Source organism: Streptomyces sp. NBC_00539 (genome assembly GCF_036346105.1).
Classification (GTDB): Bacteria; Actinomycetota; Actinomycetes; order Streptomycetales; family Streptomycetaceae; genus Streptomyces.
Genome location: NZ_CP107811.1, coordinates 213,591 through 229,445, shown reverse-complemented (window position 1 = coordinate 229,445; position 15,855 = coordinate 213,591). Strand labels below are relative to the sequence as shown.

The 15,855-nt window shown below is 68.4% G+C and carries 10 protein-coding genes and 1 pseudogene; 8 read left to right on the top strand and 3 right to left on the bottom strand.

From position 1 onward, the window contains the following. Nucleotides 1-374 precede the first annotated feature (374 nt). Entirely contained in the window at nucleotides 375-1,037 is a 663-nt protein-coding gene (locus OG861_RS01225; protein ID WP_329201430.1) for a deoxynucleoside kinase, read from the top strand. Nucleotides 1,038-1,498: 461 nt separating this feature from the next. Here OG861_RS01225 and OG861_RS01220 read toward each other — a convergent pair whose 3' ends face one another. Further along, the gene (locus OG861_RS01220; RefSeq protein WP_330261002.1) at nucleotides 1,499-2,089 is read right to left on the bottom strand and encodes a GNAT family N-acetyltransferase; all 591 of its coding nucleotides are present in this window, start codon (nucleotides 2,087-2,089) and stop codon (nucleotides 1,499-1,501) included. An 848-nt stretch (nucleotides 2,090-2,937) separates the two neighbouring features. On the opposite strand from OG861_RS01220, the gene OG861_RS01215 reads away from it, so the two are divergent. After that, a complete protein-coding gene (locus OG861_RS01215) occupies nucleotides 2,938-3,744 on the top strand; it encodes a hypothetical protein (protein WP_330261001.1) in 807 nt (268 codons plus the stop codon). A gap of 335 nt (nucleotides 3,745-4,079) precedes the next feature. Here OG861_RS01215 and OG861_RS01205 read toward each other — a convergent pair whose 3' ends face one another. Next, complete coding sequence (locus OG861_RS01205) at nucleotides 4,080-4,718, bottom strand: hypothetical protein (protein ID WP_329201436.1); 639 nt, start codon at nucleotides 4,716-4,718, stop codon at nucleotides 4,080-4,082. Between the two features lie 353 nt (nucleotides 4,719-5,071). On the opposite strand from OG861_RS01205, the gene OG861_RS01200 reads away from it, so the two are divergent. Further along, nucleotides 5,072-5,707, top strand: a complete 636-nt coding sequence (locus OG861_RS01200; protein ID WP_329201437.1) for a VOC family protein — start codon at nucleotides 5,072-5,074, stop codon at nucleotides 5,705-5,707. After that, nucleotides 5,646-6,317, top strand: a pseudogene (locus OG861_RS01195) (transposase). The gene OG861_RS01200 and the pseudogene OG861_RS01195 overlap by 62 nt, the downstream one beginning before the upstream one ends. A gap of 325 nt (nucleotides 6,318-6,642) precedes the next feature. On the opposite strand, the gene OG861_RS01190 reads toward OG861_RS01195, so the two are convergent. After that, nucleotides 6,643-10,296, bottom strand: coding sequence for a CHAT domain-containing protein (locus OG861_RS01190; RefSeq protein ID WP_330261000.1), 3,654 nt, complete (start codon nucleotides 10,294-10,296; stop codon nucleotides 6,643-6,645). Nucleotides 10,297-10,820: 524 nt separating this feature from the next. Between OG861_RS01190 and OG861_RS01185 the strand changes: the two genes are divergently transcribed. From OG861_RS01185 to OG861_RS01170, 4 genes are all read left to right on the top strand, one after another. Beyond that, nucleotides 10,821-11,762, top strand: a complete 942-nt coding sequence (locus OG861_RS01185; protein ID WP_330260999.1) for a hypothetical protein — start codon at nucleotides 10,821-10,823, stop codon at nucleotides 11,760-11,762. Between the two features lie 397 nt (nucleotides 11,763-12,159). Beyond that, nucleotides 12,160-12,984 carry an MBL fold metallo-hydrolase gene (locus OG861_RS01180; protein WP_330260998.1) on the top strand — a complete coding sequence of 275 codons (825 nt, stop codon included), beginning with the start codon at nucleotides 12,160-12,162 and terminating at the stop codon, nucleotides 12,982-12,984. Nucleotides 12,985-13,686: 702 nt separating this feature from the next. Continuing rightward, nucleotides 13,687-14,859, top strand: coding sequence for a hypothetical protein (locus tag OG861_RS01175; protein WP_330260997.1), 1,173 nt, complete (start codon nucleotides 13,687-13,689; stop codon nucleotides 14,857-14,859). Between the two features lie 169 nt (nucleotides 14,860-15,028). Further along, nucleotides 15,029-15,385, top strand: a complete 357-nt coding sequence (locus tag OG861_RS01170) for a hypothetical protein (protein ID WP_330260996.1) — start codon at nucleotides 15,029-15,031, stop codon at nucleotides 15,383-15,385. The last annotated feature ends 470 nt before the right edge of the window (nucleotides 15,386-15,855 follow it).

The following is a 15,855-nucleotide window of genomic DNA, read 5'->3' as shown; positions in this document are numbered from 1 at the left end:
CCGAGGAGGGTCCCGGCCCTCCGTAACGGTCTGAACCGTGGGCCCCTGCCGAACTCCCGGCAGGGGCCCACGCTCCGGATGTGATGAACAGGACTCACCATGACGGTGCCGGGGGGCAGGCGAGAGGGACAACCAGCGCTCTGGCCAGCACGACGCAAATGGTCATTTAAGATTCAAGGCGGCCGCGGGGCCACGGCTCAGGCCGGCCGATCGATGAGATCGGACGGGGTCGGGGCCTTGGTCCGGGTGAGGACCACATAACGCTGATCATGAAGAAACCCGGGGAATCGCGTGACCGCCGGCGGGCCACTCAGTGGTGTGGGGTGCCCAGCCCACCCATGCAGGAACAGATGATCCCCAGGGAGAAGTGAGGTATGCCAGTGATCTGCGTCGGAGGCATGATCGGGATCGGCAAGACGAGTGTGGCCGAGCTGCTCGCCAAGGAGCTGGGCAGCGAAGTCTTCTACGAGAGCGTGGACGACAATCCGATCCTTCCGCTGTTCTACACGGCGAGCCCGGAGGAGATCCAGGCCAAGCGCTACCCCTTCCTGCTGCAGCTCTACTTCCTGCAGACGCGGTTCGCCGCGATCAAGGAGGCGTACAAGCAGGGCGACAACGTCCTGGACCGGTCCATCTACGAGGACTGGTACTTCGCCAAGGTCAATCACGACCTGGGCCGGATCAGCTCCCTTGAGATGCAGGTGTACGAGGGGCTGCTGGGCGAGATGATGCGCGAGATCGACGGTCTGCCGTACCGCAAGGCGCCCGACCTCATGGTCTACCTCAAGGCGGATTTCGAGACGGTGCTGCACCGCATCGGGCTGCGCGGCCGCGGTTTCGAACAGGACGAGAGCCTCGTCGAGTACTACCGGACGCTGTGGTCGGGCTACGACGACTGGGTGCACAAGCACTACTCGGCCAGCGACGTCCTCGTCGTGGACATGAACCACACGGACGTGGTGAACAACCCCGAGGACGCGGCCCGCGTGGTGCGGGAGGTCAAGGAGGCCCTGGCGGCAGTCTCACACCGAGCCTGAGCTCGGACCGGGCCGTATCGGCGGGAGCCCCACCGTCCGGGCACAGACCCCCGGGCGGCGGCCTCCGGGCGCGAGCGCTCCCAGCTTTCTCACTGGCCCACCGCTACCGCGGATGGATGCCGGCGTCTCTCTCTCCGGACTCGCGGCGCACATCCGCTTCGCACGCCACCGGGTCGGCTTGCTGCGACTCGTCACCGATCCGCTCGCATCCGTTCGCCGGCTGCCCGCTTTCACGCGGCTCCCCATGGCCGTCCATGCAGGGCGCGACATGGCGCGGACGAAGCCGTCCCCGCGTCGGCGTCGGCGAAGCAGCCGGCGTTGTGGCCGGCTGAGAACCGAGGCTCTGAAGCCGTCTGCCACGGCGTGCGGGTGGTGGGGAAGCGGAGACGGCCCTGCGTCCGGGCGAGTTCAGGGCCGTCACGCGCGGGCCGCCCGGGAAGACGGGACGGGGTGTTCACGCCTTACCGCTCAACGCGGTCCCAGCGGCCGGCCATCGGCGTGGCCGTCGGGTGCCACTCGCGGCGGAGGAGGCCGAAGACCCAGGAGTCGGAGACGTCGCCGTTGACGACGCAGTCCTCGCGGAGGATGCCTTCGTGGACGAAGCCGAGCTTCTCCAGGACCCGGGCGGACGCCAGGTTGCGGGTGTCGGTCTCGGCTTGGACGCGATTCAGGTCGAGGGTATCGAACGCCCACCGCAGGACGGCGTGCGCGGTCTCCGTGGCATAGCCGTGGCCCCAGGCGGCGGCATCGAAGACGTAGCCCAGGGACGCGCTGCGGAAGTCCGGGTTCCAGCTGGTCAGGCCGCACCAACCGATAAAGGCGCCGTCGCGGACGCGGTCGACGGCCACCCGCGCTCCCGTGCCTTCCTCCTCGATCGTCCGGCAGGTCGTGATGAAGCGCTGGGCGCGGGCCGGTTCGGTCCACGGTGGGGAGTCCCAGTAGCGCAGCACGTTGGCGCTGCTGTGCAGCGCGTAGAGCGGCGCCGCGTCGGCGTCGGTGAACGGCCGCAGTCGCAGGCGGGCGGTGTGCAGCTCGGGGGTGGGCAAGGTCATGTGGAGCATCCTGCCGCGTCAGGATCGCCCGCGCCCATCCGTTTTATCCGGACGGCCGGGGGCGCGTACGTCCCGGTGACGCCGGACACGCCGTACGGGCTGTGAGCCCGCAGTACCGTGCCGGCATGGCGAGCGAACGGCGGCCGTACCGGCGCACCTTCGGGATGCCGACCAGCCTCGGCGGCCGGGGCTGAACTCGCCTCAACCACCCTGGCGGCAGCTTCCATCCCAGCACTTCGCCTTCCTCCTGGACTGCACATGGACTCGTTGCCCGCCTTGCGCGGCATGGACGTGGCGGTGGCGCGTGACTCTCCGCAATCGCACCCCAAGATCCGTGCCGGAACCGGAAACTCGTGAACAATCCGGCCTGTCTGCGCCCGTCACCGCCTCGTCATCTGCCCACTGTCATCTGGTGAGAGATGCGCAGGTCGCGCGTTGTCGTGACCAGTGGGAGCTGGTCGTCCTCGGCCCGTCGAGCGGCGTCCGCACGGCGTCTGGGCGTAAGGCATCGCCGTTCGCGGAGACCGAGTCGATGACCGGGTTGGTCTTGAGGGCCGTCGATGCGAGGCACTGGCCTACGTGGCCGGCCCGGCCGGTCTCAGCGAGATGGCCCCGCTCCAGCTGGTCGAGCCCGTCGAACCACGCCTGCCGGCACCTCCTGCCCTGACCCCACGCCGACGTCCCCGCTGTCGCCCCGCTGCCCGTACGGGGGCAACGTGTGCTCGGTTGCCCGGCGTTCCGGGGGACGGCCCTGGCTACGGGTTTGGTGATCAACGGCTGATGATGTTGGGTGATCATGAAAATTTCTGGGTTGTGACCCGGTCGCGACGACCGGCGGAGGAGTTCTTGTGAAGGCTGTTGCACGGGGGACCGCAGTCGCGGTGGCGCTGACGCTGTCGCTGACGGCGTGCGAGGGCGGGAGCGCCCAGACGGGGAAGGCGGCAACGAGCGGCGCGGCAACGAACGGCGCCGTTGCGGGCGGTTCCGCGTCTGGCGGTGCGGCGACGGGCAGCGCGACCGCGGGTGCCCCGACCACGGGGAAGAAGGCGTCGGACTCGCCCGCCGAGGGCGGTGAGCGGTCCTCCGCCCCCGCCGCGACCCAGCAGCCCATCACACCGAGGATGCCCCCGGTCTGGGTGGATGCGACGGGGCTGTACTACGCGCTCCCGACCGAGAGGAACATCGGCGACGTCTTCGTCGGCGGTGATCCCGTCCTGGTCCAGGACGGGGCAGCGCGCAGCGCCTGCTCCGAGGAGACGAAGACGCAGTGTGCCGGGGTCCAGGCCGCCGGTAAGAAGGAGATGGAGGCCCGGGGCAACGCGGACAAAACGCGATATGAGTTCACCCTCTTCACCTTCGAGACGGAGGCGCAGGCGGGTACGGCGATGAAGGGCCTCGCGGAGCAGCGGCGGAAGTCGAGCGCGGAGGACGGCGTACCGGCGAAGCCGCTGACGGTGGACTCCGGCGCCGACGCGACCGAAGCGTTCCGGGACGGCGACGTCAACCACGTCGTCATGCGCATCGGCACCGTCGTCGCCGACGTCCTCGTCCATATCCACGCGGACGACATCGCGCGCAGCAACGTGGAGCACGCAGCGGTGGTCCAGGTCGCCCGCGTGAAGTCCGTGTCGTCGGGCATCAACCCGGACCGCTGAGCCGTCGGGACTCCGGAGCGATCCGATGCTGAGCCGCCCGACGGGTCCTGCTCCGCATGCGGTCTGCGCATGGACGATCGGATGCGTGGAACCCGAGCCCCGGCGCCCCCTGCCCGGACCGGCACCCGGGACGGCGCCGGACCTCTCGGCGGACCTGGAGCTGTTGGAGCGGACCCTGCGCGAGCGGTTGCCCGGTGCCATGGGTGCGACAGAGGAAGAGATCGCCGCTACCGAGGCACGTCGGCGTGCAGTGCGCGAAGGGTGTCGCGGTCCTCGGCTGTGAACGGGCGGGAGCGCTGGTTTCCTCCCCTCCCGCTCACCGCCTCGTACATGGGTCAGGGACAAGTCTCTTCGGTCTTGGCCACGGTGAAGCTGACGGGCTGCCCGGACAGCGCGGTCCCGGCGGACGGAGCCTGTGTGCATACCTTCCAGTTCGACTCCTGGAGCACCATGCGGCCCTGCAAGGCGTCCTTGACGGTGATGGAGGCGTTCGACGGGAGCGCCCCGCGTACGGCCTTCATGCCCTGCCCGACGAAGTTCGGCATCGTGCTGCCGGCCGGCTTGGGCGCAGCGACGTCGCCGGCAGGACAGGTCTCTTCGAGCTTCACGGCGCCCAGATCGATGGTGGTGCTGGTCTCCATGGCCACGCCACCGGCCGGGGATTGGCTGCACACCTTCCAGTCGCGGTCGAGGACCTGCATTCGGTCCCGGCCGAGGCTGTCGTGGGATTTGAGGGCGTAGAACCCGCTGGCCTGCGCCTCGTCTTGTGCGGTCTGGAGGCCCTTACCGACGAGGTTGGGGAGGGTGGCGGTCTTGCCCTTCGCCGGGGGCGCGGCCGCCGGGGCTGACGCAGCCGGCGTGGTCGCTGTGGGCGCCGCCGAGGTGGGGGCAATGCTGGGAAGGTCGCCTTGGCATGCGGTGAGGGTGAGGGCTGCGGCCGCGGTGAGCAGGGCGATGGCGTGGTGTGTGCGCATCCGGTCATGCTCGCGGGGCGTGTGCGGCTGTGAGGTGACTGTGACCGGTCTGTGACGTGTGAGAGCCCTACGCGTGAGCGGGACTTCGGTGTCCGGGGACGCTGGAGAAGGCCGCAGGGTGGGGCACGCGAGCCGCTTTTGCAACGAGAGCCTGGCTCTTGGAAGTGCTCTGCGCACGGTGCTGCATGCGGATCGAATCGTACGGCAGCAGCGCTGCTGCCTGGCTTCAACCGGGCCTCCCCCTGCCGGGGTGACGATGATGTTCCGCTCCACGGCTGAATCCACGGGGGACGTGGCCCGGGCGGCGGGCGTGGCGTCGGGATCTGTGCGGGTTGCGGGGTGATGATGCCGCAGTGCGACTTGATCACGTGTCCTATGCGGTGGCCCGCGACAGCTTCGTCTCGACCGTCCAGTGGATCGGATCGGCCCTCGGCGCCGGGTTCGTCGACGGGGGCGTGCATCCGCGATTCGGCACCCGCAATTTCATTCTCCCGCTGAGCGGCGGCACCTACGTCGAGGTCGTCACCACCCTCGACCACCCCGCCGCCGACCGCGCACCCTTCGGCCGGGCGGTCGCGCGCCGCGCCGCCGAGGGCGGCGGCTGGCTCGGTTGGGTGGTCTCCGTCGACGACATCGCCCCAGTCGAGGCCCGCCTTGGCCGCACCTCGGCCGAGGGACACCGTGTCCGCCCCGACGGCTTCGACCTGCGGTGGAAGCAGATCGGCCTGCTGGAACTGCTGGAGGACCCGCAACTGCCCTATTTCCTTCAGTGGTTGGTCCCCGTCGAGGAACGCCCGAGCGCTGACCCGCGCACCTCCACCACCATCCACGGGGTCTCCATCGCCGGCGACGCCGCCTCCATCGCCGAATTCCTCGGCGAACCGGCCGACCACCCCCTCGACCAGATCGACGTCACCTGGGTCGAGGATGAGGAGCCGGGCCTGGTCTCGGTCGAGTTCGCCACCGCCCACGGTCCGGTCACGATCTGACCAGGGCCCGACTGCGCGATGGGCCGAGCACCGCCGCACTCTTGAGGCCGTCGCGTGGAAGTACCGCACCAGCTCGCCCTGGCGGCGGACGTCGACGACGACATCGACTGGACGGTCTCGGTGGACTCCGCGGTCATCCGGGCAGCTGGCGGTCCATTTCCGCGAGCCCGCCGATCGCGGGCTCGGATGCTCCGGCGGCGGGCTGAGCACCAAGGCCCACTTGGCGCAGACGGCCGCGCACGTCCTCTGGCCTTCACTGTCACCACAGGCCAAGCAGGTCATGTACCCGCCTTCGAGACGGTGATGTCCCGCATTCGCGTGCCTCGAAGCGGGCCGGGCAGGCCACGGACCCTCTCTGTCCTGGCCGACCGCGCGTATTCTTCCCGCGCCATCCGCAACCACCTGCGCCGTCGGGGCATCCGTGCGGTCATCCCGCAGCCCTCCGGCCAAGGCGGCCACCGCCTGCGGCGAGGCCGGCTCGGCGGCCGTCCGCCCCCGCCTTCGACGCGGAGGCCTACAAGCAGCGGAACGCCGTCGATCGCGCATCAACCGCCTCAAACAGTGGCGCGGCCTGGCCACACGAACCGACAAGCTCGCGACCGCTTACTAGGCCGCACTCCACCTCGCGGGCATCCTCAGACGCGGCGCTGACCAAGAAGACAGAACCGAGTCGCGAAAGAGCGCATGGCTGCAACCGGGATGTGGGCGAGGCGTTCGCGGAGTCGACGTAGTCGAGGTAGTTGGCGAGGGGCTTTGCGCTGATCGCACGTCCAGGTGTAAGCGCTGGAACGAACGGTGCCCATCGCCGTGTCACAGACGTCTGCCACACCGATAACCCGGAGCGGGCGACACTGGTTCCCCCCTGGCCGACCGAGGCCTGGCCGTCCTGTCCGGAAGCGGTGCGTCGCCCGATACAGCGGCGAGCGGCTCGGGGTTCACGCGCCCGCATGAAGATAGGCGGCCCAGAGCAGGGGCGCTCCTCTCCGGTCGAAGGGCGGCGGCAGGTCGTGACCGTCGCGTACCCGGCGTACGGCCTCGTGAAGGGCGCGCGCTGCGCGTTCGGGGTCCATGCGTCCGGAACCGACCCGCAGGCCGGTATAGAAGTCATCAGCGATGGTGACAGCCACCTGGTCGTCGATTTCCCAAAGCGTTCCGATGACATGGGGAAAGCCGGCGAGCTGGAACGCGGAGGTGAGATGGATGGCCTCATCGAGGAGCTGGAGGTGGTCGACGGCCGCGGTGCGGCAGGCGGACAAGTAGGCCAGTCCGGCCCGATCGAGCACGGTTGCGGCCAGAGTGGCCACGGTGAGCGGGGCTTCCCGGTGGTCGTGGAGCAGGAGCAGGCTCTTCGACGGGTCGACCGAGTCGCTGTCACCATGGCATGCGAAATGAGCGAACGTACAGTCCGGAAGGCACGTAAGCACGTTGACGCTGGTGGGGATGAGCGGCGTTGGCTCGGCGGTTCCCTCGGTGGTCCCAGGCTCCTTCAGGAGTAGAGGATGCGGTAAGTGAGGCCAGACTTTGGTCACTTCCTTCGCGACGAAATCAAGGCGCCCTTCGTCCGGAAGACCTGGCGTGGTCGGCATCGCCACGATCAAGCTGCGTGTGGCCTGTGCCGATTGGGCGGCACGGGCGTGCGCACGTTCACGGGCGTATCGCAGAGTGCGCACGCTCGGCGTGTAAGAGGAGACGACCCGGTCCATGACGGTACGCATTGGTGCGCCCTCGGCAGGGTCGGTGTGATAGCCGGCGGCGTGGAGGGGCAGCTGTCCCAACAGGCCGCCGGGGATCCACCACACCCGCGGCCACTCCTCGTCCTGGCCCTCCCGCCGACGACTTGTTGAAGGGGAGTCGGCATATCCCAAGGCTTCCAACACCGGCCCGGCGGCCACATCCCACAGCCACTGGAGCATGTCGACGAGGTGTGCCTGAGCCTGCTCTCGTTCCGTCTGGTCCGACCCGGCCGACGCTGCCTGCCGGGTTCGCTGCAAGCCGGTGATCTGATCGAAGAGCTTGTCCTCAGTGAGGAGCGGTAGTTCCACACTGGTGATGCCCGCACTGGTGAGCAGCAGGGCGTCACTGCGGAAGGCACTGACGTTGAAAATCACCACCGGACCATGGGAGGCCTCGGAAAGGAGCTCTTCGATGGTGGGTGGTGACGCGAAGGAAGAGAAGCCCTTCAGACTGCGTATTTCAGCCAGGAGAGAGGCGAACTCGTCCACGAGCCGACGACGGTGCCGTGCCTCAGGGTCGTGCTGGACCGCAGGGCCACCGCCCCCCTCGACGAAAGTCATGGAATCCGTGGGAGCATCAAGCCGCTCGCGCAACAGCGTGAACCGGCGTGCCAGCTCCGGGTGGTGCTGGCGCAGATCGGTGAGATCACTCCTGGTGTCCAGCGCTTGGCCGATCAGTACCGCCCTGCCCGCCTCAAGCAACCGTAGAGCCCGCCCAGCCCGCCCGGAAGCGGTTCCACCCGGGGCGGTAAGCGCCAACGCGGCGGCCGTGGTCGCCAGTCCGGCGAAGGCGCCGATCGCGTACTGCTGGTCACTGCGCTCGAGGCGACGAGGGGTCACTTGCGGGAGCAACAGCACGGCTTCTTCCGCTGCCTCCGCAGCCCGCGTCACATCACCGGACTCAAACAGCAGCGCAGCCGCCGTCCACGCTGCTCGGACGCGGACCGAAGGAGCTGCCGATTCTGCGGCCGCCGCCTCCAGTTGGCACCGCACTGCCTCGTCCAGATCCGCGGCAGCGCTCCCGCGTATGAATCTCTCGCCGAGCGCGACTGCGAGATTGCATAGAAAGCTCGCGCGCTCGGGCCGACTGTCGGGAACGGCTGATACCGCCTGGCGGAAGCCCAGAATGGCGGCATCCAGGTCCGCCCGGTCTTTGGTTCGCCGGAACCGACTGAACAGGGCGAGTGCGAGGTTGGACAGCGTCCTTCCGCGTTCTGGGTGATCGAGTGGTGCTGTCGCCACCGCCTTCCGGCCGACCGCGACGGCCGCTTCCAAGTCCGCCTCGGCACCAGTCCGCTCGGATCGGCTTCGTAGTGCGGTCCCCAGGTTGGACAGCCACCTCGCGTAGTCGTCATGGTCGTGCAGGGTCTCGTCCACGGCTCTGCTGAAGTGGTCGATCACGAGGTCCAAGTCCCTCAGAGATCCGTTTCGCTCGTACCTCCTCAACAGCGCACCCCCGAGGTTGGCCAGCGCCCTCCCCCGAGCCGCGTTATGGAGGGGTAGCCCGTCCACCGCCTGCTGACCTGCGTCGATGGCAGCCTCCAGGTCGGCCTCGGCTCCCGTCCGGTCGAACCGGTGCCGCAGCGCCGCGGCCAGGTTGGACGACCACGAGGCACGGTCTGGGTGGTCGGCCGGGGTCGCGGCCACTGCCTGACGTCCAAATGCGATGGCGTCGTCCAGGTCCTCGAGCGCACCGGTCAGTTCGAACCGGTCACCCAGAGCGCCGCCGAGGATGGACAACCATCCTGCCCGGTGGCGATAGCCCGGAGGTACGGTCTCCACCGCTTCCTTGATGTGATCGATGGCGGTATTGAGGTCCTCCGGCCCACCCTTGCGGTGAAACCGCTGCAGGAGTGCGCAACCGAGGTTAAGCACCATGCCGGCGTGATCGAAAGGAGCGTCGACCGGAATGCTGTACGCCTCGTGGAAGTGATCGATGGCAGTGTTCAGGTCCTCCAGCGCGCCCGTCCGTGCGAACCGGATCATCAACGCTGTCCCGAGGTTCGACAGCCGCCCTGCCCGGTCGGCATGGCGGGGCTGGCTGGCGGCAACCGCCTCATGGCCCAAGGCGATAGCTTCGTTCAGATCTTTTGGCGCACTGGTCCGTTCGTATCTCCTCACCAGCGCGCCCGCCAGATTGGACAAGGTTCCCGAGCGGTCCGAGAAGTCGGCGGGGAAGGCACGTAACGCCTTCCGAAAGTGGCCGATGGCAGAATTCAGGTCGTCCGGGTCACCGGTTCGCTCGGACCGCAGGAACAGCCCCAGGCCGAGATGCGACAGTATCCCCGCGTACTGAGGGTCGTGCGGTTGGGCGGTGGCCACCGCTTCCTGCAGCACGGTGACGGCGTCATTCAGGTCTTCCAAACTGCCGGTCAGGTCGAACAGGACAGCCTTCGCCGTCCCCAGTCGGGCCAACCGACTGGCCCGCTCGGGGTGCTCGGCCGGAGTAGCTCCCAGGATGCGCTGCCACAGATCCACCGTGGTCGCAAGCCTGCCGGAGTCCGGGTGGGCCAGTGCGTGCTCCAACATGGCGGTCGCGGTGCGGTCGGCCTCATCGGCGAGAAGGGGAAGCAATACTTCGGGCAGACCGGAGACGGCAGCCCTAAAGCACGCACCGAACGCGTCGAGTGCAGACTTCATCGCGAAGATGCCGTGGACGCTGTCCGGTAGCGCCTGTGCGCGGTACAGGTGGAACCAGCCGAGAAGGCGCAGGACTTCCAGATCGCCCCGCTCGCCGTAGGGCTCCAGCCTGCGCGCCTGGCGGACCGCTTCGGGGTCCAACACCACGGCCAGATCACGTCGGCCGTTGATCCGGCGCAGCCGCGCCCGCAGCGCAGCCAGCTGTTCATCGCGCACCTTACCCCCCGATGCTGAGTGACACTGAGTTATTAACACATTCCCGTACGTGAGGGGGTCGTGTTGTATAACCTCGTATTCGGACGGGCAAGAGTGCGGGGACTTGTCGGACCGGGGGGCTCATGACTCAGCATGACGAAGCTGCACACAGGCTGGCGATCGTGTGTGCGAATGCCGAAGGCATCAGTGCCCGGCTGCGCAACAGCCGCGCCGGAAGTGACACGATCGTCCAGGATCTGCTGACCGCGGCACGCCGCGGCGACGACGTCTCGGACGCAGTCGATGTGCTCCATGCAGTCTTGCAGGCTCTCGGGGACGTCCAGGGCCTTTATGCCTACGGTGACAACGGGCGTACAGCAGATCGAGGCGTCCGTGCGGTGGGCATCGACCGTGAGTGCTCGCCCGAGCCGATCTATCTGTGTCCGACCGCACGGTGTACACGGTATTGGTGGCCCCAGGGGCCTGCTCCCGTGCCCCACTGTGCCGTCAGCGATGCAACCTTGCGCCGGGAGCTGAGGTAACCGATGGGTGGCTTGCTGGAGGAGCTCGGCAAGAAACTGGCCGAACGCTGGGTCTCGCTGCTCGTGCTCCCCGGGGCCCTGTACATGGCCCTTGCCACGGTCGCCACCACTCTCGGTCACAGGCACCCTTTCGGCCTGAGCCGGTTGACCAGCCAAATCACCGAATGGGCTGACGCACCGACTGCCCGGACCGCCGGTGGCCAAGTAGTACTCCTGGCCGCTGTGCTGACGGGCGCCGCAACCGTCGGACTGGTCGCGCAAGCGATCGGCTCAGTGGTCGAAACCCTTCACCTTGCCTCCGACTGGCACACCTGGCCCCGCCCGATCCGTCGCCTCGTGCAGCGGATCACCGAACATCGACATCAGCGCTGGATCCCACTCGCCGAGGCCTGGCACCGACACATGGATGAGGCCGTCGCCGGCCGCGTCGATCCCGCCGCCCGGCATGCCGCGCGGGTGGCGATGACCCGCATCTCCCCGGAACCCCCTCGCCGTCCGACCTGGAGCGGAGACCGCGTCCATGCCGTTGCTGTCCGTGTGCAGCGTGACTACCACCTTGATCTGGCAACGCTGTGGCCGCATTTGTGGCTGACCGCACCCGAGACGGTCCGAACGGAGATCTCAGACGCCCGTCAGGCACTGAGCCGCGCGAGCACCTTGTCCGCATGGTCCCTGCTGTACCTGCTCCTTGCCGTGTGGTGGTGGCCCGCCACTGCCATCTCGGCCGTTCTGGCCATTGGGGGCTGGCACCGTACCCGTGTAGCAGCCGACACGTACGCCACACTGCTGGAGGCCACCGTTCGCCTCTGCGCCCGCGATCTCGCTGGCCAGCTGGGTTTGGAACCCACCGGGCCCCTCCTGCGGGAGTCCGGCGCCGCCCTCGCGCACCATGTGAAACCCAGCCCGCCCCCGCGTCCCTCGTCGTCCAGCTCTCCGGTCCGGTGACCACGCGGGCGATCGAGGTGGAGCGCGGCAGGATCGCGTTGCCCGCTCAAGGGTGAGGGCGGTCAGTCGGGCGCTCTGGAGGCAGGCGGTCCAGGCGTCCGGGTTCCCGGCGACGGTGGGTAATTCTGGCCCATCAGCTCGGGCGTCTTCGGATAGGGGATAGGGTCGCCGTCCTGCGCGGGGCAGGGCCACTCGTTTCGGGTTACGGGGAAGTCAACGGTAGGCGCCCGCGTGTCCGTCACCTGCTGGCCGCCGGGGCAACGGGGGTCTTGAGCACAGCCACTACGGCTCACCTGGCGGACCTGCCGCGCCGCCAGGGCTCCCCAAGCCGCGCACCCGGATACGACACAATGCGTTGTGCCGTTTTCGCCCCGTTTTACTCCTATAGGAGAAACCCGTGTCCGTGTCCGTGACCAGGTTCGCCGCGCCGACAGCGAGTGTGAACAGCTGGCTGGTGGCCGATGACACCAGCCTCATCGTCATCGACGTCCTGCGCAGCAGCGCGGAAGCTGCCGAGCTGGCCGACGAGGTGGCCGCCTCCGGTAAGCAGCTCCTCGCGGTGGTCGTCACCCACGGCCACCCCGACCACTACATCGGACTCCGCACCTTCGCCGAACGCTTCCCGGACATGCCTCTACTCGTTGCGTCCCGGGAGATCGCCGACGACATCACCGGCTTCACCGCCTGGATGGAGTCCGTCGGCTGGCTGGACGCCGAACCCACCATGAAGGCGCGCAGCACCGCCAATCCCGACGGCTTCGACTACGGCATCATCCAGGTCGCGGACCGCATGGAACTGACACTCGCCCAGGGAGCGGTCGTACGTCTGGATACCGACTGGCCCGCTGCGGAAGCCGACCACACCACCGTGGTGCACGTCCCCAGTGCCAACGCGGTATTCACGAGCGACCTGGTCTACTCGGGCGTTCACGCCTGGGAGGGACCCCAGGTCACCAGGGACAAGATCCAGTCCTGGCTGGCGGCGCTGGACACCCTACTGGAGCGCTACGGCACCCACGTGACCGTCCACCCGGGCCACGGCCCGCAAGGCGGCACGGCCCGCTACGAGGAGATCCGCCGCTACCTGCGCGATTTCCTCAACGTCACCGAAGCCGCCACGGGCCGGGAAGAGGCCACGGCCGAAATGATCCGCCGCTACCCCGACCACGAGCAGGCAGATTTCCTGCTTCCCCTCAGCATCGACTTCCATGTCCACGCCTGACGAGCCGCCGCGGGCCCGGGCAGGTGAGCCGGCACCTCCCCGGGCATGCGGCGAATCGATCAGTCGCAAGAGGCGTCGGCTGGGGCTGGATCGGCAAGGGTGATGGTTCGGCCGAGCTGAACCAGACCCACACGTCCTCTCGGTGCGCATGGGGAGGAGCGGATAGTGATTCACGGCGTGTGCGGTGCAGCGCATGGCCCCCGGCCCATGTGCCGAACGGCGTACGCGTCGACGGTGATGGCGTCCGACGGCCGGCAGGGGGTCGCGATCACCTCGGCGGTGCCCCGACCGTGGTGTGAAGTTCGGGCCGTGGAGGAGTAGGACGTCGTCGACATCTGGCCCGATTTCGGACCCACGTCGGCGGACCCCTTTGTGTACGCATCCTGCGCTGTCCGGTGGTCAAGCGCGACCGCCGCGCCCGAGTGCTGGCAGTTCGAGCGGCCTGACGGCTCCGCCGTACCGCTGCCCCGTCCCCACCAGCCTCGTCCCGTTACGGCGCAGGTGGATCTTGCGGTGGCCGTGGTCGTGGCCGTGGGAGGCGTTCGGTGCGGCTCGCCGCTCGTGGGGTCCAGGGTGAATGCATGTCCATCATGACAGGTCAGGGCCGTTTTTCGTAGGACGGAACGCACAGTTGGCGAGGCTTGTCCGGTCCGTTCCCTGTCTCTCAGAATCTCCTTCGTGCGTTGTCCGGAGACAGGGGGAATGGTGACGATCGATCACGACGCGGTGCTTCGGGCCCGGGTGCTGCTGCTGGGGTCCGGCCGGCCGAGTCGGGCCGAACTGGTCGGCGCGTACCGGGTTCTGGCCGAGGTGAGTCCGAAGGCTTACCTGCCGAAGTTGGCCGATGCCCTGCTCGCGCTGCGCTATGAGAGCCGGGATCCGAAAGTGAACGTCGCGCTGACCGCGGAGGCCTCCCGCGCCGCTCGCAGGGTAGAGGTCGGGACCCCGAAGCGGGAGGAGCGGTTGCGCCGGGCCTTGGACGCCTACCAGGCTTCCTTGTTCGTCCTCGGGCGCCGGGCGGAAGGACGCGCGATCTGTGAGGAGCTCGCCGAGGCCGGTCAACGTGAGTTTCTGGTGAGAGTTCTGGCGGAGGAGGGAAGCTTCTGGGAGGCCGCGAAGCTCGACGAGGAGGCCGCCCGGGACGGGATCCCAGGGCGCTCCTTCTGGACCGCAGTGCGGTGGGCGGCGAACCTGGAGGGCGCCGGGCTGCACGACGCCGCATCGACCGTCTTCCGTGAGCTCCTTGAGGAGACCCGGCGGGAGGTAGCCGAACAGAGCACTGCTCTGGCGATACTCACCTGGGAGTTGGTGCACTTCTCCCGGATGCGGGAGAGCGTCGGGGATCGGGCGGGTGCTGCGGCCGCCCGGCGAGAGGCGCAGAGCGTGCTGGAGGAGCTCGCGACCACGGGTGAGCCGATGAATTGGAGTGGCATCCTCGAGTGGTGGAGGACGCTCTTCGTCCTGTCCGGGCGGGCAGCCGAACCCGCCGCGAGCCCCGAGTCCCCGATGCCGCCGTTCGGCACGCAGCTCGGATGGTCGCGCGGCGTGCGGGACGGTTTCCTCGGCATGCTGCCGGGCCTCGAAGCGGAGGCGGCGAGGCTGCGCGAGGCCGACCTACTGCCCGAGCTGGCCGACGTCCAACGCCGGATCGCCATACGCGCGGCAGTCCGAGAAGGCGACCACCCCTACCTGTTCGAAGAGAAGTTCACGCCTTACTTCGACGGCGGTGTGACGCTCGCCCGCCGCCTGCCCGACAACCCCGCACGCCTCGCCCGCGCCCTGATCGACCGGTCGATGTTCCTCGTCGCGGCACGATCCTTCGAACTCGCGCATGCCGATTTCGCCGAAGCCGCCGCCCTTCTCCACGATCGCTGATCGCGGCCCCCGGCTTGCCGCGTCCCCGTGCTGCTGCGCACGAGCAAGCCGGGGCCGTGCCACCCGCAGCGGAGCGTGCCAGCTGTCAGTATCGGGCGCGATGCGCTGGTTCGGTGTCAGCGGGTGTGGGTGGTGACGGGTTGTCAGCGGGGTGTGAAAGTCTCCGGGCATGAGTTACGACCTGGCTGTCTGGGAAGGTGAGAGACCGGCGGATGACATGACCGCCGGCCGGATCTTCAACGAACTGTACGACCTCTACATCGACGCTGAGTTGGACGAGCCCCCGTCCGAACGCATTGCTGCCTACGTCGCCGCGCTGCTTGAGCAGTGGTGTGACATCACGGAGGACGATGAGGACACGTCGCCCTGGTCGACCGGCCCGCTGATCGGCGAAGCCAGTGGTCCGTTTATCTACTTCCCGATGCGGTGGAGCATGGCCGAGAAGGCGTCGGCCTACGCGGCGGCTGTGGCTGAGTGCATGGGGCTGGTGTGCTTCGACGTGCAGCAGGATCGGCTCAGGCCCTGAGTTGGGTCGCCAATCGGCGGTAGTCGACGAGCGTTGCGGCTCTACCGACGAAGGCGAGGACGTGTTCGGCCATGCGCTCGTCGCGGTGGTCTGCCCTACAACGGCTGCCGGAACTGCGCCCCCGAGACCGCCCGCTACCTGTCAGCCGAACCGCCACTTCCCGTCTCCTCGATGACCAGGGGCGAATCGAATTCATCGCCCGCTCCTTGCCCGGCGGCCACATCTGCGGCGTCACCGCCGAGGAGTACGACTACTGGGTTGTCAGCCTGGCCCTCTGACGGGGACAGGTCGAGGGCCTACCGCTTGGGTCTGCCGGCTCGGGCGGGGTGACCGTACCCAGCCTGCCGGTTCGGCCCGCTTGACCACCCAGGCCAGCAGTGCCGGCAGCTCGGGCATCCGGTCGCCCAAGGTCAGCAGGGCGGCTCCCACATGCGGGCCGGGTCACGACCACCCACCGCTTCCTTCCAGTG